The organism is Erwinia aeris, assembly GCF_041224955.1.
Taxonomy (GTDB): domain Bacteria; phylum Pseudomonadota; class Gammaproteobacteria; order Enterobacterales; family Enterobacteriaceae; genus Erwinia; species Erwinia aeris.
On sequence record NZ_JBGFFX010000003.1, the window covers coordinates 156,409 to 175,566 of the forward strand.

Consider the following 19,158-nt stretch of genomic DNA (forward strand, 5'->3'; position numbering starts at 1 on the left):
TGAACGAAACGAATTTAAGGGATATTGATAATGGCAGCTAAAGACGTAAAATTTGGCAACGACGCTCGTGTTAAAATGCTCCGCGGCGTTAACGTACTGGCAGACGCAGTAAAAGTAACCCTGGGCCCGAAAGGCCGTAACGTAGTGCTGGATAAATCCTTCGGCGCACCAACCATCACCAAAGACGGCGTTTCCGTTGCACGTGAAATCGAGCTGGACGACAAGTTCGAAAACATGGGCGCGCAGATGGTGAAAGAAGTTGCCTCTAAAGCGAACGACGCAGCGGGCGACGGCACCACCACCGCCACCGTGCTGGCACAGTCTATCATCACCGAAGGTCTGAAAGCCGTAGCCGCGGGCATGAACCCGATGGATCTGAAGCGCGGTATCGATCAGGCCGTTATCGCTGCGGTTGATGAGCTGAAAAAACTTTCCGTTCCTTGCTCCGATTCCAAAGCCATTGCTCAGGTTGGTACCATCTCCGCTAACTCCGATGAGAGCGTGGGTACCCTGATTGCTCAGGCGATGGAAAAAGTGGGCAAAGAAGGCGTGATCACCGTTGAAGAAGGCACCGGCCTGCAGGACGAGCTGGACGTGGTTGAAGGTATGCAGTTCGATCGCGGCTACCTGTCTCCTTACTTCATCAACAAGCCGGAAACCGGTGCGGTTGAGCTGGAATCACCGTTCATCCTGCTGGCTGACAAAAAAATCTCCAACATCCGCGAAATGCTGCCGGTGCTGGAAGCTGTGGCAAAAGCAAGCAAGCCGCTGCTGATCATCGCTGAAGACGTTGAAGGCGAAGCGCTGGCGACTCTGGTGGTTAACACCATGCGCGGCATCGTGAAAGTGGCTGCGGTTAAAGCACCTGGCTTCGGCGACCGTCGTAAAGCTATGCTGCAGGATATCGCTGTGCTGACCGGTGGTACCGTTATCTCTGAAGAGATCGGTATGGAGCTGGAAAAAGCGACGCTGGAAGACCTGGGTCAGGCAAAACGCGTTGTGATCAACAAAGACACCACTACCATCATCGATGGCGTGGGCGAAGAGTCTGTGATCTCTGGCCGCGTAACGCAGATCCGTCAGCAGATCGAAGAAGCGACCTCTGACTACGATCGTGAAAAACTGCAGGAGCGCGTAGCGAAACTGGCAGGCGGCGTGGCCGTGCTGAAAGTGGGCGCAGCAACTGAAGTTGAAATGAAAGAGAAGAAAGCTCGCGTTGAAGATGCTCTGCACGCTACCCGTGCGGCAGTAGAAGAAGGCGTGGTTGCCGGTGGCGGCGTGGCGCTGGTGCGCGTGGCGGCTCTGCTGTCCGAGCTGAGAGGCCAGAACGAAGACCAGAACGTGGGTATCAAAGTTGCGCTGCGCGCAATGGAATCCCCACTGCGTCAGATCGTTTCTAACGCAGGCGAAGAGCCATCTGTGGTCGCTAACAACGTGAAAGCGGGCGACGGTAACTACGGTTACAACGCGCAGACCGAAGAATACGGCAACATGATCGACTTCGGTATCCTGGACCCAACTAAAGTTACCCGTTCTGCGCTGCAGTACGCGGCTTCCGTTGCGGGCCTGATGATCACCACCGAGTGCATGGTCACTGACCTGCCAAAAGCTGACGCGCCAGACTTAGGTGCAGGCGGCGGCATGGGTGGTATGGGCGGCATGGGCGGCATGATGTAAGTCGGCACCCAGCCCCTGTAAGAAAAAAAACCTGCCAGCGATGGCAGGTTTTTTTTATGCCTAAAATCCGATGCGAAAGCCCAGATTGGCGGTCAGAGGGGATTCAACAGCACGCCCTTTTTGATAGTTGAGTTCGCTATACAGTGAAGCATCCCTGGCAAGGCTGATATCGATCCCCGCGCCGTAGCTTCCTGCGCTGGCGTTAGCGGCATCGTTAAAATCCCAGCGATCGTTCAGCCGGACTTTAGCGGATTTGGCGAGTCCGTGCGTTACGCTGGCCTTCAGGTAAGGATCAAGCACGGCTTTACCGAGCCGGACGCGTTTACCCATCTGCAATCCTGTTTCGGCCTGCACCAGGGATGGCTGATAAATTTGCGCTCTCATGCCGTTGCTCAGCGTCATTTGGCTTCCGTCAGCCCGAAAAGCCATCATTCTGGCAAAAGGCTCCACCCAATAGTCATCCGCCAGTACGACATGCCAGCCGCCCTCCAGTGCGCCGCCCAGGCCGTACTGATTGTAGCCGCCGCTGACCGCCACGCCGTCGCTCATGCGCGTGTGCAGCCGGCTATTAAAGCGGTTCATTTTGATTGTCGTATCCAGATACAGGCCGCTATCGGCAAACCAGCTGGCGTACGCCCCGATACCGTAGCTGTCAATCTGGCTGTTGCCGCCACTAACATCCCTGACGGAATTATTGGTGATGGAGGCCATTACGCCGACAAGCAAGTTGCCTTGTCCTGCCGCAACGGCTTTATCACCGCCCAGTTCAAAGCCGTTCTGGCCCAGCTTCCAGCGGCTCGTCGCGCTGTTTATCCGGGTGTTTTGGTGAAGATAACGGCCCCAGAGCCCGCCATCGCCGGCTTCCCGACCACGAAGATCGCCCCGACGCTGACGCAAGTTTTGCAGTTCGTTAGTAAAAATAAGCCCTGGCGCCGCAGCCATGTTCAATACGGCATCTGCCGAAGGCGTAAGCGAAGGCTGCGGAGGGTTATCAGGCGCATCGGGCGCGTCAGGCGTATCGGGCGCATCAGGCCGGGCGCTGTTAGCCAGATACCATGCATTATCTTTCTGGATCAGATCGTACTGCCAGACGCCCGCATCCACTTTCCCGCCATACAGCGCAAACAGCGCCGTATTGGTCGGTCCCTGCACTACCTTGAGCATGGCGTCTGGATCGTCAGGCTCCGCACCGCTGTTCGCCACGCGCAGTAAAAACGTGCCATAGAGGTCGCGGGTAATATTGAGCATATCGCCCTGCATCTTCTGCAAACTGGTATTCAGCGCAAACAGGCCGGCGCCGGTGAGGCTGTCGATCGTTAAGGTATGATATTTATCATTCGGGTCAACATCCGGCATCAGAATCGAGCCGCCGATAAATAACAATTGTTTAATGTGGTTATCCGCCGTCATTTTCCACTGCGCGCTTCGGCCGATCTCCAGCGTACCCACACCGGTTATATTGCCTTCCAGCTGGCTGGCGCCGCTTAAAAGAACGTTCACCCGGCTGCTGTCATCCGCAAAAATATCACCCCTGGCATAAATGTTATAGAGTGAGAAATCCACCCGGCTGTTATTAAGCGCTTCCAGCAGCTTACCTTGTTTACTGGTGACAGAAGGGGAGCCTGACGAATAATTGTTGCGGAGGGCGATGGCGGCATTACCCTGGTTAACGCTGAAAACGGCTTTCTGTGCGTTGATGGAAGAGTCGCTGACGTCAAACTGGGTTTTATTTTCTCCCGTTATAAATACGCCAACGTTGTTGCTGTTGATAACGGAGTGTTGACTGACGAAAACATTAGCGCCTTCCACATGCAACGCCCCGCAGCCGTTGATGGCGGCGCTCCCCGCATAACAGGCTATTTCATCGCCGTTGCTGGCGGTATTTAACGTTGAGTTATAAATGATCATATCGCTGTTAGCGGCTTCGAGCGCCGAGGCTGCCTTAGCCGACAGTGTGGAGTTGCTGATAAACAAATTGTCCAGCACGCCGTCGTCAGCGCTGTTACGCATTCTGATCGCCGTTCCGTCGCTGGTAATAACAGAATTCATAATATCAACGTTATCGACATCCTGAAGCAGGATGCCGGTGACGCCTATCGCCATTGCGCCCGTATAATCACTGGTGCTGTTGATATCAATCTTTTGCAAAATGGCGGAATCAGTATTTCTGATATCCATCACCGCAAAGTTATGGTTATTAAGTTTACTGTTTTCAACAATCAGGCTGCCGCTATAGACAGATAAAGGGGAAACTAGTCCCTGTCCATTAAAAACATCGTCCTTAATGGTTACCGTTTTATTATGGTTATTTTGTCCGGTCCTGATACTGCCGTTTACGACAGAGGCATTAATATAAATGTCACCCAGACTGGCTGAGGAGAGCGGCCTGATATTTCCGGTATAGGTACTGTCAGAAAAAATAATATGGCTGTTATTGCTGTCTATATCGCCTGAAAAGATCGCATTGCTGTTCAACGACAGCGTTGAATCGCTAAACAGATGCGATTGCGGCGAGGGGGTAAACCCCGCTTCCGCGTTGCTGATGGTTAAGCTGCCGCCATTGGTAACGTTAAAAAGGGTTTCTTCGCTTTGCGGCGTATAAATATAAACATGCTCGTTATTAATGTTGACTATATTAGGGGCGCTAAAGGCGAGAGGTAAGTAATTTGTTAAAATTAATAAGCTGCACCCTGTGCCAACGAGTTTCAGTTTTTTTATTACCGGTGTTGAAAACATTGTGATGCCTTAAGAAATAAAGGAGAAAGCGGGGTGGGTAGGATTTATTTTATTTATAATAACATCCCTTTTCTTATTAAATTAAACCGGCATTCAACGCTATAAAGAATAATCCTAAACATCATCGGGTTGCGACGGCATCTTGCAATGGGTATGTATATAAAATGCGATAGTTATGAAAACTAATATTGGCATTTTATGATCAAGCAGGCGCTTTCCCCTTTCTTTTGCCATGCCCGTCGACTCTTTTTTTCATCGGCGCAGCAGAAGTTCAGGCGTATCGCCGATTTTATGTTAATCTGCGGATGAGTCTGTTAATAATAATGGAGATTAAAATGCGGATTAACGTCTTGCTAGGGCTCTCTGTCGCGGCGGTGCTGCTGGCGGGCTGTAGCAGCTCTACCAAACTGAGTTCAGCAGGTGAACGCGTCACCTTCACCGACCAACAACCGGCAAGCAGCTGTCAGCTGCTGGGCAACCTGACCGGCTCACAAAGCAACTGGCTGAGCGGTGCGGGCGGCGGTGAAAGCAGCTCTCTGCGCGGCGCGGCTAACGATCTACGCAATCGCGCGGCGGAAATGGGCGGCAACGTGATTTACGGCGCAACCAGCCCAACGCAGAACATTTGGTCAAGCTTCGCGCCGCTGGACAGCAAAATGAGCGGTCAGGTTTATAAGTGTCCCTGAGGCGTTAGCAGCACGGATTACCCGGACAGGAGAAGATTGCCGCTTCTCCTGTTTTTTTATTGCTGACGCAGCTGCAAATCAAGCGGCGTTTTGCTTGGCTCGCCGCCAATCTCCCTTGCCAGCTTCGGCACCATATAGCCGGAAACCTGGCTCAGCAGTTCCCGCATAATATTCCTCGCCTGCTCGTCGGAAACGTAGAAGTGCGCCGCGCCCTGGACTTTATCCAGCACGTGCAGATAGTAGGGCAGGATCCCGGCGTCGAATAGCGCGTTACTGAGCTCCGCCAGCGTGGCGGCGCTGTTGTTGATGCCGCGCAGCAGCACGCTCTGGTTCAGCAACGTGACGCCCGCTCGCTTCAGCTGCCGCATGGCTTCCCGCAGCTCGTCGTCAATCTCGCGCGCGTGATTGATATGGGTGACCAGCAGCGTTTGCAGCCGTGTCTCTGCCAGCCGCTGGCAAAGCGCAGCCGTGATGCGCGCAGGGATAACCACCGGCAAACGAGTGTGGATACGCAGCCTTTTCACGTGCGGGATCTGCTCCAGCTCGGTTATCAGCCACGCCAGCTCGCTGTCTTTCGCCATCAGCGGATCGCCGCCGGAGAAAATTATTTCATCCAGTTGCGGCTGCTGTCGGATATACTCCAGCGCCTGCTGCCAGTTGCGCTTGTTGCCCTGGTTATCCGAATAGGGAAAATGACGGCGGAAGCAGTAACGGCAGTTGACGGCGCAGCCGCCTTTCACCAACAGCAGCGCGCGATTATGATATTTATGTAACAGACCCGGCACTACGCTGCTTTGCTCGTCGAGCGGATCGGTACTGTAACCTGGCGCATCGATAAACTCCTGGCTTTGGGTGATCACCTGGAGCAGCAGCGGATCCTGCGGATCGCCCTTTTGCATTCTTGCCGCAAAAGCGCGCGGCACGCGCAGAGCAAAAAGACGGCGCGCGTTGGCGCCGCCCCGAAGCTCAGGATGTGAATCAAGGCCTAAAAGCTGTAATAATTCATCAGGGTCGGTGATTACATCTGCAAGTTGATGCAACCATTCTTCTCGCGAAGGGGTATTTAGGGTTACAATGTGTGCCATTTTTTTGGCTAAGTACCAGTATTAAATTGTAGAGGGCCTTTATGGCGACTTATTCTAGCAACGATTTCCGTCCCGGTCTTAAAATCATGTTCGAAGGCGAGCCTTATGCCGTCGAATCCAGCGAGTTTGTTAAGCCAGGTAAAGGCCAGGCGTTCGCACGTGTGAAAATGCGTCGTCTGCTGACCGGCACTCGCGTTGAGAAGACCTTTAAGTCTACCGACTCCGCCGAAGGCGCAGACGTAGTAGATACCAACCTGAACTACCTGTACAACGACGGCGAGTTCTACCACTTTATGCACCCGGAAACCTTCGAACAGCACCCTGTCGAAGAGAAGACCGTTGGCGACGCGGCAAAATGGCTGCTGGACAACGCAGAGTGTATCGTGACGCTGTGGAACGGCAAGCCGATTCAGGTTCTGCCGCCAAACTTCGTTGAGCTGGAGATCGTGGATACCGATCCAGGCCTGAAAGGCGATACTGCCGGTACCGGCGGCAAGCCAGCCAAACTTTCTACCGGCGCGGTAGTGAAAGTGCCTCTGTTCGTACAGATTGGCGAAGTGATTAAAGTAGACACCCGTTCGGGCGAATACGTTTCTCGCGTAAAATAAGTGGTATGGGCCTGCCTGCGCGGGCCCTTATTTTTTCCCGCCCCATAAACCGCCTCTTTTATTGCTGTCACTCTAACGGCCTGCGCGCTGAGCGCAATATTTTCCACGGCTTCGGTAAAGACGCCCGGCACCCAGGCGGCGTCATCTCACACGCTGTCAGCTGAGTTCCCGTCTTCCTTTCCGCCTCGCCAGACGCATTCGCGAAATTACGACTATGCTTAACTCGCTGTACTTTACTTCTAATTAAAAGGAACTGGTTATGTTAAAGAAAAGTATTGTCGCGATCTTTTCCGTTCTTGTGCTCTCTTCTGCGCTTACCGCCTGTAATACCACCCGTGGGGTAGGCGAAGACGTGTCCGCAGGCGGACGAGCGATCCAGCGAAGCGCTCAGTAAAAGAGAGGCCGGTGTTTGCACACCGGCCTTCTTGTTTTCAGCCTTCACAGGGTATTAATCCTGCTTCACCCAAATCAGCTTGTTCACGTCAAAACCGGCCTGACGCGCCTTCGCCGTCAGCTCTTCTTTTACCTTGCCGTCGAGCTGCGGCGTGCGCGATAAAATCCACAGATAGTTTCTGTTTGGCCCGCAGACCAGCGCGTGCTGATAGTCTTTATCCAGCGCGATCACGTTGTAGCCGCCATAAAAAGGCCCGAAGAAGGAGACTTTCAGCGCCGCCTGGCTTGGCGAACCGGTAAAGTAGGCTTTGCCGATGCTTTCCTGCCAGCGCTGTTTTTTGACGTTAAAGCCGCGGTTGATCACCTTCAGCCCGCCGTCGTCGCGCTTGCTGTAGGTGGCGGTCACGTGATCCAGGCCGCGTTCGAAACGGTGATCCAGACGGGCGATTTCATACCAGCTGCCCAGATAAAGGTCGGCGTTGAAGCCTTCGATGGGCGTGACGCCTTTCGGCGGCGTGGTGGTACAGGCGACAGAGAGAAGGGCGCCGGCGCCTGCGGCCAGCATTTTCCAGAGAGACATAAGCGATTCCTTTGCGTTTGAACTGCTTAAGTATAGGCCATTTTGCGCAGGCGGCCCGAAGCCGCCCGGTTATCAAAGCGTCAGTACGCCAATCGCGGTGACGATGCTTAAAATGGCGGCCAGGCCATAGAAAATCCATTTGCTGGCGGGAAGATGAATTTTCAGGTCGTGCGTCATGTGGTGCAGCCGATGCACCGCGCACCAGAGCGGCAGCACGATAGCCAGAAAAAGGAAGAGGCGGCCCGGCCAGCTTTGCGCAAAGCCAAGGATGCGCTCAAAGCTGAAGGCCGACGGCGCGCCCAGTCCCAGCGGCATCATGATACCCGCCAGCAGCACCACAACGGGCGACACCAGCGCGGCCCACATGCCGCCCGCGCCAAACATGCCCCAGAACAACGGCTCGTCAGAACGGTTTTTATTTTTCATTATCCCTCCCTTACCAGCAGAACAGCGGCCAGCATGGCAAGGCTAATCAGCGCCATCGCCAGCCACAGGCTTTTAACAATCGGCCCGGACGACAGCTTCTTGTCGCCAATAACGATAATCGACGCCTTAGGCGCCAGCTCAAACCAGGTTTTGCTGTGCAGCAGCGCCGCGGCCAGCGCAATCAGGTTCAACAGCAGCAGCACGGGATGCTGTAGAAAATTCACGAAGGCTGCCCAGCTTTCCGCTCCGTGCTTTAGCGCGTACAGCCCGAAAATCAGCTCTACGCTAAACAAGAGCGCCGGAAGCGCCGTGCCTTCGCGCAGCATATAGAAGCGATAGAAACCCGTTTTTCGCCACCAGTCGGCTGTAACCGGGCGGTGATAAGCATTGCGTTTAGAACTCATCTGGCAACTCCTTATTGTGGCCTGAGGCTGGCGATCAGATAGTCTTTGGCGCTTTCCACTTTGCTCTGCTGGATAGCGGCGGCCGGATCGACATGTTTCGGGCAGACCTCCGAGCAGAAGCCAACAAAAGTGCAGGGCCAGACGCCGTTATCGCCGTTCAGCTGCGGCATTCGCGCGCGTTTGCCTTTGTCGCGGCTATCGAGGTTGTAGCGGTGGGCCAGCGTAATAGCGGCCGGGCCGATAAATTCCGGGTTAAGCCCGAACTGCGGACAGGCGGCGTAGCACAGGCCGCAGTTGATGCAGCCGGCAAACTGGTGGTAGCGCGCCATTTGCGCCGGCGTCTGCCGGTTGGGGCCGTTCTGCGCCTGCGACGAATCGCCGATAATCCAGGGCTTGATTGCCGCCAGGCTCTCGATAAAGCGGCTCATATCCACCACCAGATCGCGCTCGATGGGGAAGTTAGCCAGCGGCTCTACGCGGATCCCCTGCGGATAGTGGCGCAGGAAGGTTTTACAGGCGAGCTTTGGCACGCCGTCCACCATCATGCCGCAGGAGCCGCAGATAGCCATGCGACATGACCAGCGAAAGGACAGATCGCCGGCCAGGTTGTCTTTGATATATCCCAACGCGTCCAGCAGCGAGGTTTGCTCGTCCCAGGGAACCGGGTAGGTGACAAAGTAAGGTGCCTTATCCGTTTCCGGGTTATAGCGTTGGATGGCAATGTTGCAATGCGCCAGGTCAGCCATTTTGCGCCTCCTTATGTTCTGATTCCGCGCCGTAAACGCGTTTCGCCGGCGGCAGCCGGGTAATCACGACGTCGCCCCAGGCGATGGTCGGCGCGCCCTGCGCGTTGAAAAAGCTCAGCGAGTGCTGCAAAAAACGCTCGTCGTCGCGCTCGCGGCAGCCCTCATCCAGACGCTGGTGTGCGCCGCGCGACTCTTTACGCGCGAAAGCCGCGTGCGCCATACATTCCGCCACGTTCAGCCCGTGCTCCAGCTCAATGGCATAGAGCAGTTCGGTGTTGAAGACGCTGGAGCTGTCGCGGATGCGCACGCGGCCGAAGCGCGCTTTCAGCTCCGCCAGCTTGTCGATAGTCTGCTGCATCAGTTCCGGCGTGCGGTAGATACCGCAGCCTTCCTCCATCGTCATGCCCATTTCATCGCGCAGCGTCGACCAGCGCTCGTCGCCGGGCTGATTAACCAGCGCCTTCAGCCGCTGCTCGCAGTCGCGGGCCTGGGCGTCCAGCGCGGCGGTGGCGAAGTTACGATTTTCCAGCGCCCTGACGGCGGCGTTTTCACCGGCCAGACGGCCAAACACTACCAGTTCCGCCAGCGAATTCGATCCCAGCCGGTTAGCGCCGTGCAGGCCCACCGACGAGCATTCGCCCACGGCAAACAGCCCACGAATAGTGGTTTCACAGCTGGCGTCCGTAGCGATACCGCCCATGGTGTAGTGCGCCGTCGGACGGATAGGGATAGGGCTGGTAACGGGATCGACGCCGACGTAGGCTTTGCTCAGCTCGCAGATAAACGGCAGCCGCTCCAGCAGTTTTTTCTCGCCCAGATGGCGCAAATCGAGATGGACGACCTCGCCGCGCGGCGTATGAATGGTGCGGCCTTTCTGCGACTCATGCCAGAAAGCCTGCGACACCTTGTCGCGCGGCCCCAGCTCCATATATTTGTTTTTGGGCTGGCCGAGCGGCGTTTCCGGCCCCATACCGTAATCCTGCAGATAGCGATAGCCGTCTTTATTAACCAGGATGCCGCCCTCGCCGCGACAGCCTTCGGTCATCAGGATACCGGAGCCGGGCAGTCCGGTCGGGTGATACTGCACAAACTCCATGTCCCGCAGCGCCACGCCGTGACGCAGCGCCATTCCCATGCCGTCGCCCGTAACGATGCCGCCGTTGGTGTTATAGCGATAGACGCGCCCCGCGCCGCCGGTTGCCAGCACCACCGATTTCGCCAGAATTTTTATCAGCGCGCCTTCCATCATGTTCATGGCAACCAGCCCGCGCGCCTCGCCGTTATCCACCAGCAGATCGAGAACGAAATGCTCATCGAAGCGAGTAATCTGCGGATATTTCAGCGAGGTCTGAAACAGCGTATGCAGCATATGGAAGCCGGTCTTGTCGGCGGCGAACCAGGTGCGCTCGATTTTCATGCCGCCGAAGCGGCGCACGTTGACCGAGCCATCTTCACGACGGCTCCAGGGGCAGCCCCAGATCTCCAGCTGGGCCATCTCCTGCGGGCAGTGCTGCACGAAGTAGTCCACCACATCCTGTTCGCACAGCCAGTCGCCGCCGGAAACGGTATCCTGAAAATGCAGATCGAAGCTGTCATGCGCCTGCGTGACGGCGGCGGAACCGCCTTCAGCGGCGACGGTATGGCTGCGCATGGGATAGACTTTTGAAACCAGCGCAATGGAAAGCGTGGGGTGGGCCTCCGCAGCGGCGATGGCCGCCCGCAGCCCGGCACCGCCCGCGCCGACAATCACCAGATCGGCAGTAAAAGTTTGCACGATATTCTCCCTGTCAGGCCGTTATAGAAAGGATGAGGGGATACCCTCGGTTAACGGAGACAGCAGTATAAAACCGGCGGTAGCGGGTAAAATTGATATGCTCAGGCAAACAGGTGAAAAAATGACGGCAATAATGTTAAGGGGTTAACGTTTTCCGCAGTGGACGCTGTATCGGGCGCGCGTTTTTTTTACCGGCGCAGGTTTGTTTGTACGAAGCGCCTCGGGTAGACTGCTTCACCCTGATCCCTGAGGAGTACAAACTATGAGCGATACGGCCAGCTGGCAGCCGAGCGCGCCCGTCACCAACTTGTTAAAACGGGCAGCGATAATGGCTGAAATCCGGCGTTTCTTTGCCGATCGTGGGGTGCTGGAAGTGGAAACCCCGGCGATGAGCCAGGCAACCGTAACCGACATCCACCTGTTTCCTTTTCAGACGCGTTTTGTCGGGCCGGGTGCGGCGCAGGGGCTGGATCTCTACCTGATGACCAGCCCGGAATACCATATGAAGCGGCTGCTGGCAGCGGGCAGCGGGCCGATTTTCCAGCTTTGCCGCTGCTTCCGTAATGAGGAAGCGGGACGCCATCACAACCCTGAGTTCACCATGCTGGAGTGGTATCGGCCGCATTACGATATGTACCGGCTGATGAACGAGGTGGACGATCTGCTACAGCAGGTGCTGGAGTGCGCGCCTGCGGAAACGCTCTCCTATCAGCAGGCTTTTCTGCGTCATCTGGAGATGGATCCGCTGTCGGCAGATAAAGCGCAAATGCGTGAAGTGGCGGAAAAGCTGGGCGTGGGCGATTTGGCTAACCGCGAGGAAGACCGCGACACGCTGCTTCAGCTGCTGTTTGTCACGGGCGTGGAGCCGCAAATCGGCAAAGAGAAACCGGCGTTTGTGTACCATTTCCCGGCCAGCCAGGCGGCGCTGGCGGAGATCAGCACTGAAGATCACCGCGTGGCGGAACGCTTCGAGGTCTATTTCAAAGGCATTGAGCTGGCCAACGGCTTCCGTGAGCTGACCGACAGCCGCGAGCAGCGCCAGCGTTTTGAGCAGGATAACCGCAAGCGGGCCGCGCTTGGCCTGCCGCAGCAGCCGATTGACACTAATCTGCTGGACGCGCTGGCGCACGGCATGCCGGAATGCTCCGGCGTGGCGCTGGGCGTGGATCGCATTGTGATGCTGGCGCTTAAGGCGTCGCAGCTGAGCGAAGTGATCGCGTTCTCCGTCGACCGCTGTTAAGTCGCCAGAAAAAAGGCCAGGGATTGCGCCCTGGCCTGCGTCTACAGCCCGCCTGATTTATACGTTCTGGCCGCCGGCACGCCGTTGTTGACCGGCGTTTTGCGCCCGATGGTTTCCATACGCACCTGGAACGGTGGGAAAGGCATCTCCAGCCCGTGCTCGTGATAGCCCTGCAAAATAAGCTGATGCAGCTCGTGGCGCAGCGGCATCCTGTGGCCCATCTCCGCCGCGTGAATGCGCAGCTCAAACAGCTGAATGCCCTGCTGCAAATCCACCAGGAACGCTTCCGGCGGCGGCGTGTCGAGCACGTACTGACAGCGCTGCGCGGCGGTCAGCAGCACGTTGGTCACCTCTTCGCTGTTGGCTTCCGCCGCCGCAGGAATAGTCAGCACCACACGTGTAACCGAATCGGAGAGCGACCAGTTAATAAACTGCTCGGTAATAAAGGCCTTATTCGGCACGATAATCTCTTTGCGATCCCAGTCGGTGATTGTCGTCGCGCGCGTGTTAATCCGCGTAATGCTGCCGGTCAGATCGCGAATGGTAACGGTATCGCCGATGCGGATCGGCTTTTCAAACAGGATAATCAGGCCGGAAATAAAGTTGGCGAAAATTTCCTGTAATCCAAAGCCCAGCCCCACGCCCAGCGCCGCCACCAGCCATTGCAGCTTCGACCAGTCGATGCCGATCATTGAGAACCCGGCCAGGCCGCCAACCAGAATCAGCGTGTATTTGGTCAGCGTGGTGATGGCATAACCGGTACCGGGCGTCAGATTAAGGTGCTGGAGCAGCGCCAGCTCAAGCAGCGCCGGCATATTACGCACCAGCTGCGTGGTAATAATCAGCACCAGGATCGCAATCAGCACCGAGCCGAGCGTGATCGGCTCCAGGCTTTCCACGCCCTGCACCGTGGTGCTGGCATCCCACAGCCTGATGTTCTCCAGAAAGCCGAACGCCGAATGGATCTCTGACCAAAGCACAATAACCGACACCAGCGCAATCAGCGTCAGGATGGAGCGTACCAGCCGCAGCGACTGGGCGCTGATGGCGTCCAGATCGATAACCGGCTCGTCGACTTCCGTTTCCGTGCTTTGCGTAGCCGTGGTTTCCTCTTCACCTTTGGCGCGCTGGGCCAGTATTTCCGCCCGTCGGTTGCGCGCGCGATCGAAAGCGATGCGGCGACGCTGAATAAGCATCCAGCGGCGAATAATGTGATAGATAATCAGCAGCAGGAACCAGATAGCCAGCGAGGTTTCCACCCTGGCCAGCAGCGCCTGCGCGGTGGCCAGATAGCCGATGCAGGAAGCCAGCGCGGCGATCAGCGGAATGCAGATCATCATGTTCCACAAGATATTGCTGATAAAGTTTTCGCCGTTGCCCTCTTTATCCAGGTAAAGAGGAATGCCCGCGCGTTTCAGGCTGATGGTCACCAGGCTCAACGCGCCGCAGATCAGGATAAAGCAGAGGCGGCCCAGCGTGGCGGAGAAATGGCGCTCGTCCAGGTTATCAAAGCCTATCAGCAGCATAATCAGCGGCACCACAAAGCCGATGCAGAGCGTATAGAAGCGCATCGCGCGCGCCACCCGATTCTGCTGCCAGCGGAAGTGGACGATAAACAATCCTTTAGAGCGGGCAAAGCCCGCGCTGATCATAAAGGCCCACAGCAGCGGCACGGTGGCGGTGATGCCGTCGCCAATCGCCACGGCGACGGGGTAGGGCCAGGCGTGCTGCAAACCGTAGCCCAGCGCCATCCACAGCACCGGCAGCGGCAGCGCCACCAGAATCGACCAGAACACGGTGCGCATGGTCAGCCCAAAGCGATCCTGAGTGACTTTGCCCACCTTACTGGCGGAACGGTCCAGGAAATCACGATAGTGTCGGCGCGAACTCAGGCTGAAGCCTACCAGCAAAACCGCACCGATAATGGGCAGCACGGTTTCCCGGTTGGTAAACATCATCACCAGCGCGCCGCCCAGCTGGCCCAGCGTATTCAGCGACAGCAGATTGCGTAGATCGCGCATCAGCAGCAGCGGGAAGTCGAGATGCAGCGCGCCGACATCCGCCGTCCAGAACAGATAGCGATGCGTCGCCTCTTTGATTTCCCGCAGCGCGTCCTCAAGCTGACCGTTGGCGACTTTAAGCTTGGTCACTTCCAGGATCAGGTTGTCGCTGCCGGAAAGCAGCGAGCCAATCAGCTCGCGCTGGGTTTTCAGCTGGGCGTCGAGGATGCGGCGCTGCTCGCTGGTTAGCGGCGTGCCGTCATCCTGGCGGAGCTGACGCAGCTGCTGCTGGCGCTCCAGCAGATCTTCATAGCGCAGCCGCTGGACGCGCAGCTGGGCCATATCGTTATCCAGCTGCTGCGGTTTGGGCATTTCCGGCAGGCGAGCCACCTGCGCGCGCAGGGCTTCACCCAGCACCGTGGAGACGCCGAGCCACTGCGACTGCTCGCGGATAGTGCTCAGCGCCTGGCGAACCTGAATAGTTTGATTAACGGCGGTACGCTGCTGCGAGGCGACCAGATCCATGCGCTGCGCCTGTTCATTCAGCGCGGCGGACAGCTCCCGGTTAATACGGAACTGTTCGCTGAGTCTTTGCGGCAGCTCGCCGCTGTTTTCCGCCAGCTGTTCCGTTTTTTCCAGCGCGATTTCGGCTTCGCGCTGACGGCGGCTGTTCAGCTGATTGCGCAGCGCCTGCAGATACGCATCCAGCTGGGTGGCTTTACGCTGGTGAAGCTCGCCGCGCATCCGCGCCAGCTCCTGACGGTTGTTGGCCGACAGCTGCGCCAGCTCCAGCTCATCGACGCGGGCTTTACGCGCTGCCGACTCTGCCTGGCGAGCGGAGAGCTGTGCCTGAGCGAGCGGCGTGGTGGGGGTGGGCTGAGCCTGAAGGCGCCGTTCAATCTCATTCAGCGCGCGTCGGGCGTCGGTTTGCTGCTGCGGCAGCTGGGCCAGAGAGTCGCTGATTTCCCTGGCGCGATCCTGCTCCTGCTGCGCCTGGCGGCCTTCTTCCAGCAGCTGGCTGCTGATCTGCAGGATCTCCTGATCCAGCTCCGCCGCCGTCATGGTAGCGCTCACCGTTTTGCTGCTGTCGCCCAGCACGACCAGCTGCTGGCGTAATTCGCGGGAAAGGCGGGGAAAATCGTCAATAACCTGCTGATAGTCGCTGGCGTTGGCCTGCGACTTTTGTTGGTCATCGATCCAGTTTAGCGCTGACTGAAGCGCATCCACGATTTCCGCCTGATTGGGCGTGTCCTGACTGGACTTCGCCTCTTCCAGGGCCTGTTTAATCTGCGCAGCGTCGGGGGCGCTGGCGGCCCAGGCGGGCTGGAGCAGCGTCCAGCCCACGAAAAGAATAACTATCAGGCGTAACATACGTCTCTGCTATGGGTGATGTAAGACTTCTTCAGCACTGGTTTTTTGCAGCGCGATAGCCAGCGGCTGGCCCAGACGCGTGGTGGTTTCCGGCGTCAGGCTTTCCGCCAGTTTCACTTTACCTTCGGCGAACAGGTTGATAACGGTCGATCCCAGCTTAAAGCGGCCCATCTCCTGGCCTTTCAGCAGCACTACCGATCCCTCTTCTTCCGCGCCCGGCCAGCGCCAGCGTTTGATCACGCCTTCGCGCGGCGGCGTTACCGTGCCCGCCCAGACGGTTTCGATGCTGCCGACGATAGTGGCACCGACCAGAATCTGCGCCATCGGGCCGAACTCGGTATCAAACAGGCAGATAACGCGTTCGTTACGGGCAAACAGGTTAGGGATATTTTGCGCCGTCAAAGGGTTCACGGAGTAAAGATCGCCCGGCACGTAGATCATCTCACGCAGGATGCCGTTGCACGGCATATGCACGCGGTGATAGTCGCGCGGCGCCAGGTAAGTGGTGACAAACTCGCCGTTGCGGAACATATCGGTCATCGCGACGTCGCCCGCCAGCAGCGCTTCCAGGGTATAGGTATGGCCCTTCGCCTGGAAGATGCGATCCTCGTCGATATGGCCCAGCTGGCTGATTGCGCCATCGCATGGCAGCACCAGTAGATTAGGATCGGTTTCAATCGGGCGAGCCTCGTCACGCAGCGGACGCACGAAGAAATCGTTAAAGGTCCGGTAGCTGGCGGTATCGGGCTTCTGCGCCTCTTTCATATCAACTTTGTAGAACCAGACAAAAATATCGATAACGGCTTTAGTCAGCCAGCCGGCGCGCTTGCCTGCGCCCCAACCGGCCAGTTCAGTAAGGCCTTTTTTCGGCAAAACAGCATTCAGGCCGAGCTTCAGACGATCCAACACAATAGCCTCCTGGCTTTCTGAAATAATTAAGGGTGCGGATTGTAACAGCGTCCGTGCATTCAGGCTACGACGCCCGCCGCGCGGATCTCAGTCGCTGTTTTCAGAAAAACTGCGTCGCGTTTTTAGCTGCATATCCGACATGCTGTCCAGAATTCGGTGGTAGTTGGCAAAACGCGACTCGTCGATATCGCCGCGTTCTACCGCTTCGCGGATAGCGCAGCCCGGATCGGTGTCATGCTTGCAATCACGGAATTTGCAGTGACCTAAAAACTCACGGAATTCGACAAATCCGCGGGTGATTTGTTCCGGCTCCAGATGCCATAAACCGAATTCGCGCACGCCCGGCGAGTCGATAACGTCACCGCCGTTAGGGAAGTGGTAAAGACGGGCTGCGGTAGTGGTGTGCTGACCAAGACCGGAGACGTCGGAAACGTCGTTGGTGAGGATCTCTGCCGCAGAGTCCAGCCCCAGCAGCGCATTAAGCAGGCTGGATTTCCCTACGCCCGACTGGCCGGCGAAAATGCTGACGCGATCAACCAGCGCGGCTTCCAGTTCGCTCAGGCCCTGCTTGCGATGGCTGGAGACCATCACGACGCGATAGCCGATGTTGCGGTAAATAGTCATCTGCTCCTGCACAAAGGCCATGCCTTCGTCATCCAGCAGATCCGTTTTATTCAGCACCAGCAGCGGCTCGATATCCAGCGTTTCGCTGGCCACCAGATAGCGGTCGATAATATTCAGCGACAGCTCCGGCAGAATAGCCGAGACGATAACGATCTGATTGATATTGGCGGCAATCGGCTTTACGCCGTCGTAGAAGTCAGGACGGGTCAGTTCCGAGGTGCGCTCGTGCACCGCTTCCACAATGCCTTTGGCGCTCTGCACGCCGGGCCGCCAGAGTACGCGGTCGCCGGTCACCAGCGAACGAAGGGTGCGGCGAATATTACAGCGGTGGACGCTGCCGTCCGCATCTTCCACGTCGGCGTGCATCCCGAAACGACTGATCACCACGCCGTCGCGCGCTTCACCAAACAGGCTATCATCCGGCTCCGGCTTGTCGGCGCGCTGCTTCAGACGGCGCTCATGGTTGGCACTGACGCGACGTTGCTGACCTTTAGACAGTTTGTTCTTGCTCACGCTTCCTCACAGGCTTAGCTTCGCCCTGACAGGGCAAAACGTTTATGATACACCCTAACGTTTGATGATATAAGCCACGGCGAGAAACCCTATGACAGTAAATGCCAGTAATCTGATCTGGATTGACCTTGAAATGACCGGCCTGGACCCGGAACAGGATCGTATTATCGAAATCGCCACGCTGGTGACCGATTCCGATCTGAATATCCTTGCGGAAGGACCGGTGTTCGCCGTCCATCAGTCCGATGCGCAGCTGGCGCTGATGGATGAGTGGAACGTGAACACCCATACCAACAGCGGGCTGGTGGAGCGAGTGAAAGCGAGTCAGTACGACGATCGCGCCGCCGAGCAGGCGACGCTGGCGTTCCTGAAAAAGTGGGTGCCGGAGAACAGTTCCCCAATCTGCGGCAACAGCATCGCTCAGGATCGTCGCTTCCTGTTTAAATATATGCCGGAGCTGGAGGCCTACTTCCACTATCGCTATCTGGACGTCAGCACGCTGAAAGAGCTGGCGCGCCGTTGGAAGCCGGAAATCCTTGCCGGTTTTAAAAAGCAGGGCACGCACCAGGCGATGGATGATATTCGGGAGTCGGTTGCCGAGCTGGCCTGGTACCGCGAGCATTTTATCCAACTCTAGGAGCGAAGCGCTGACAAAATTAGCGTTATGCTGGTTTTGTCAGCAATCAGGCGGCAAAGCGAAAAAAAGTGGCGTTGCAGGCTTGCGGCGATTCTCATTTCTCGTATAATGCGCTCCCCGTACAGGAAGAGTTTTTACCTGATACGCAGAGCGGGAATAGCTCAGTTGGTAGAGCACGACCTTGCCAAGGTCGGGGTCGCGAGTTCGAGTCTCGTTTCCCGCTCCAAACGTTTTACAGCACCACCCAAGCGGGAATAGCTCAGTTGGTAGAGCACGACCTTGCCAAGGTCGGGGTCGCGAGTTCGAGTCTCGTTTCCCGCTCCAAACGTTTTACTGCACCACCCCAAGCGGGAATAGCTCAGTTGGTAGAGCACGACCTTGCCAAGGTCGGGGTCGCGAGTTCGAGTCTCGTTTCCCGCTCCAAAACGTTTTACTGCACCACCCCAAGCGGGAATAGCTCAGTTGGTAGAGCACGACCTTGCCAAGGTCGGGGTCGCGAGTTCGAGTCTCGTTTCCCGCTCCAGTATTATCCTCCCAAAATGCTTTTTGTAACCTATCCTGATGTCAGTAGTTATCCCATTTTCCCTCTGTTTCTGATTTCACAATCTTATAAACTTACCTGCTTTTGAGACCCAGCCTGGCCGTTTCTGTTGAGTAACAGATGGCGCAGCACTTCCTTTATTTACGCCTCCTCGCAGCGTAATAACAACGAATACAGGGACTGGCTACGTCACGGAACCCTTCCCTGC

At 56.9% G+C, this 19,158-nt stretch carries 16 protein-coding genes and 4 tRNA genes; 10 read left to right on the forward strand and 10 right to left on the reverse strand.

The features are described from left to right. The first annotated feature begins 30 nt into the window (after nucleotides 1-30). Nucleotides 31-1,677, forward strand: a complete 1,647-nt coding sequence (gene groL / locus AB6T85_RS06880; protein ID WP_125290274.1) for a chaperonin GroEL — start codon at nucleotides 31-33, stop codon at nucleotides 1,675-1,677. Nucleotides 1,678-1,737: 60 nt separating this feature from the next. Here the strand turns inward: groL and AB6T85_RS06885 are convergent, their stop codons facing one another. Continuing rightward, on the reverse strand, nucleotides 1,738-3,855 hold the full coding sequence (locus AB6T85_RS06885; RefSeq protein WP_369895112.1) for an autotransporter outer membrane beta-barrel domain-containing protein: 2,118 nt from the start codon (nucleotides 3,853-3,855) through the stop codon (nucleotides 1,738-1,740). A gap of 893 nt (nucleotides 3,856-4,748) precedes the next feature. On the opposite strand from AB6T85_RS06885, the gene AB6T85_RS06890 reads away from it, so the two are divergent. Beyond that, nucleotides 4,749-5,099, forward strand: coding sequence for a DUF4156 domain-containing protein (locus AB6T85_RS06890; RefSeq protein WP_253455934.1), 351 nt, complete (start codon nucleotides 4,749-4,751; stop codon nucleotides 5,097-5,099). Nucleotides 5,100-5,155: 56 nt separating this feature from the next. Here the strand turns inward: AB6T85_RS06890 and epmB are convergent, their stop codons facing one another. Next, entirely contained in the window at nucleotides 5,156-6,184 is a 1,029-nt protein-coding gene (gene epmB / locus AB6T85_RS06895; RefSeq protein WP_369895114.1) for an EF-P beta-lysylation protein EpmB, read from the reverse strand. A 41-nt stretch (nucleotides 6,185-6,225) separates the two neighbouring features. Between epmB and efp the strand changes: the two genes are divergently transcribed. Both efp and AB6T85_RS06905 read left to right on the forward strand, forming a co-directional pair. Then, a complete protein-coding gene (gene efp / locus AB6T85_RS06900) occupies nucleotides 6,226-6,792 on the forward strand; it encodes an elongation factor P (protein ID WP_125290277.1) in 567 nt (188 codons plus the stop codon). Nucleotides 6,793-7,051: 259 nt separating this feature from the next. After that, nucleotides 7,052-7,186: an entericidin A/B family lipoprotein gene (locus tag AB6T85_RS06905; RefSeq protein WP_034939964.1), complete on the forward strand. Its 135-nt coding sequence runs from the start codon at nucleotides 7,052-7,054 to the stop codon at nucleotides 7,184-7,186. 54 nt (nucleotides 7,187-7,240) lie between these two features. On the opposite strand, the gene AB6T85_RS06910 is transcribed toward AB6T85_RS06905, so the two are convergent. The 5 genes from AB6T85_RS06910 to frdA all read right to left on the reverse strand — a co-directional run bounded on the left by AB6T85_RS06910 (nucleotide 7,241) and on the right by frdA (nucleotide 11,115). Next, nucleotides 7,241-7,765, reverse strand: coding sequence for a lipocalin family protein (locus AB6T85_RS06910; RefSeq protein ID WP_253455930.1), 525 nt, complete (start codon nucleotides 7,763-7,765; stop codon nucleotides 7,241-7,243). Between the two features lie 72 nt (nucleotides 7,766-7,837). After that, the gene (frdD, locus tag AB6T85_RS06915) at nucleotides 7,838-8,191 is read right to left on the reverse strand and encodes a fumarate reductase subunit FrdD (RefSeq protein WP_253455928.1); all 354 of its coding nucleotides are present in this window, start codon (nucleotides 8,189-8,191) and stop codon (nucleotides 7,838-7,840) included. Then, nucleotides 8,191-8,595: a fumarate reductase subunit FrdC gene (gene frdC / locus AB6T85_RS06920; RefSeq protein ID WP_253455926.1), complete on the reverse strand. Its 405-nt coding sequence runs from the start codon at nucleotides 8,593-8,595 to the stop codon at nucleotides 8,191-8,193. The genes frdD and frdC overlap by 1 nt, the downstream gene beginning before the upstream one ends. Before the next feature lie 11 nt (nucleotides 8,596-8,606). Beyond that, a complete protein-coding gene (locus AB6T85_RS06925) occupies nucleotides 8,607-9,341 on the reverse strand; it encodes a succinate dehydrogenase/fumarate reductase iron-sulfur subunit (protein WP_253455924.1) in 735 nt (244 codons plus the stop codon). Continuing rightward, the gene (gene frdA, locus AB6T85_RS06930; protein ID WP_253455921.1) at nucleotides 9,334-11,115 is read right to left on the reverse strand and encodes a fumarate reductase (quinol) flavoprotein subunit; all 1,782 of its coding nucleotides are present in this window, start codon (nucleotides 11,113-11,115) and stop codon (nucleotides 9,334-9,336) included. Before frdA ends, AB6T85_RS06925 begins: the two co-directional genes overlap by 8 nt. 262 nt (nucleotides 11,116-11,377) lie before the next feature. Here frdA and epmA point away from each other — a divergent pair, with 262 nt between their 5' ends. Next, nucleotides 11,378-12,355 carry an elongation factor P--(R)-beta-lysine ligase gene (epmA, locus tag AB6T85_RS06935; protein ID WP_253455919.1) on the forward strand — a complete coding sequence of 326 codons (978 nt, stop codon included), beginning with the start codon at nucleotides 11,378-11,380 and terminating at the stop codon, nucleotides 12,353-12,355. A 41-nt stretch (nucleotides 12,356-12,396) separates the two neighbouring features. On the opposite strand, the gene mscM is transcribed toward epmA, so the two are convergent. The 3 genes from mscM to rsgA all read right to left on the reverse strand — a co-directional run bounded on the left by mscM (nucleotide 12,397) and on the right by rsgA (nucleotide 17,772). Continuing rightward, entirely contained in the window at nucleotides 12,397-15,726 is a 3,330-nt protein-coding gene (gene mscM, locus AB6T85_RS06940) for a miniconductance mechanosensitive channel MscM (protein ID WP_253455916.1), read from the reverse strand. A 9-nt stretch (nucleotides 15,727-15,735) separates the two neighbouring features. Beyond that, the gene (gene asd, locus AB6T85_RS06945; RefSeq protein WP_253455913.1) at nucleotides 15,736-16,635 is read right to left on the reverse strand and encodes an archaetidylserine decarboxylase; all 900 of its coding nucleotides are present in this window, start codon (nucleotides 16,633-16,635) and stop codon (nucleotides 15,736-15,738) included. 87 nt (nucleotides 16,636-16,722) lie between these two features. Continuing rightward, nucleotides 16,723-17,772 carry a small ribosomal subunit biogenesis GTPase RsgA gene (gene rsgA, locus AB6T85_RS06950; RefSeq protein WP_369895117.1) on the reverse strand — a complete coding sequence of 350 codons (1,050 nt, stop codon included), beginning with the start codon at nucleotides 17,770-17,772 and terminating at the stop codon, nucleotides 16,723-16,725. 91 nt (nucleotides 17,773-17,863) lie between these two features. Between rsgA and orn the strand changes: the two genes are divergently transcribed. From orn to AB6T85_RS06975, 5 genes are all read left to right on the forward strand, one after another. Beyond that, a complete protein-coding gene (orn, locus tag AB6T85_RS06955) occupies nucleotides 17,864-18,409 on the forward strand; it encodes an oligoribonuclease (protein WP_253455908.1) in 546 nt (181 codons plus the stop codon). Nucleotides 18,410-18,559: 150 nt separating this feature from the next. Then, nucleotides 18,560-18,635: transfer RNA gene (locus AB6T85_RS06960), tRNA-Gly, on the forward strand. A 22-nt stretch (nucleotides 18,636-18,657) separates the two neighbouring features. Then, nucleotides 18,658-18,733 (forward strand) — tRNA-Gly (locus AB6T85_RS06965). 23 nt (nucleotides 18,734-18,756) lie between these two features. Next, nucleotides 18,757-18,832 (forward strand) — tRNA-Gly (locus tag AB6T85_RS06970). Nucleotides 18,833-18,856: 24 nt separating this feature from the next. Continuing rightward, a tRNA-Gly gene (locus AB6T85_RS06975) sits at nucleotides 18,857-18,932 on the forward strand. Nucleotides 18,933-19,158 lie beyond the last annotated feature (226 nt).

Coding starts and splice junctions, on each gene's coding strand:
- efp (WP_125290277.1), top strand. CDS start 6,226: ATGGCGACTTATTCTAGCAACGATTTCCGTCCCGGTCTTAAAATCATG.
- AB6T85_RS06890 (WP_253455934.1), top strand. CDS start 4,749: ATGCGGATTAACGTCTTGCTAGGGCTCTCTGTCGCGGCGGTGCTGCTG.
- AB6T85_RS06885 (WP_369895112.1), bottom strand. CDS start 3,855: ATGGATATCAGAAATACTGATTCCGCCATTTTGCAAAAGATTGATATC.
- groL (WP_125290274.1), top strand. CDS start 31: ATGGCAGCTAAAGACGTAAAATTTGGCAACGACGCTCGTGTTAAAATG.
- epmA (WP_253455919.1), top strand. CDS start 11,378: ATGAGCGATACGGCCAGCTGGCAGCCGAGCGCGCCCGTCACCAACTTG.
- AB6T85_RS06905 (WP_034939964.1), top strand. CDS start 7,052: ATGTTAAAGAAAAGTATTGTCGCGATCTTTTCCGTTCTTGTGCTCTCT.
- mscM (WP_253455916.1), bottom strand. CDS start 15,726: ATGTTACGCCTGATAGTTATTCTTTTCGTGGGCTGGACGCTGCTCCAG.
- AB6T85_RS06925 (WP_253455924.1), bottom strand. CDS start 9,341: ATGGCTGACCTGGCGCATTGCAACATTGCCATCCAACGCTATAACCCG.
- frdC (WP_253455926.1), bottom strand. CDS start 8,595: ATGAGTTCTAAACGCAATGCTTATCACCGCCCGGTTACAGCCGACTGG.
- orn (WP_253455908.1), top strand. CDS start 17,864: ATGACAGTAAATGCCAGTAATCTGATCTGGATTGACCTTGAAATGACC.
- AB6T85_RS06910 (WP_253455930.1), bottom strand. CDS start 7,765: ATGTCTCTCTGGAAAATGCTGGCCGCAGGCGCCGGCGCCCTTCTCTCT.
- frdD (WP_253455928.1), bottom strand. CDS start 8,191: ATGAAAAATAAAAACCGTTCTGACGAGCCGTTGTTCTGGGGCATGTTT.
- epmB (WP_369895114.1), bottom strand. CDS start 6,184: ATGGCACACATTGTAACCCTAAATACCCCTTCGCGAGAAGAATGGTTG.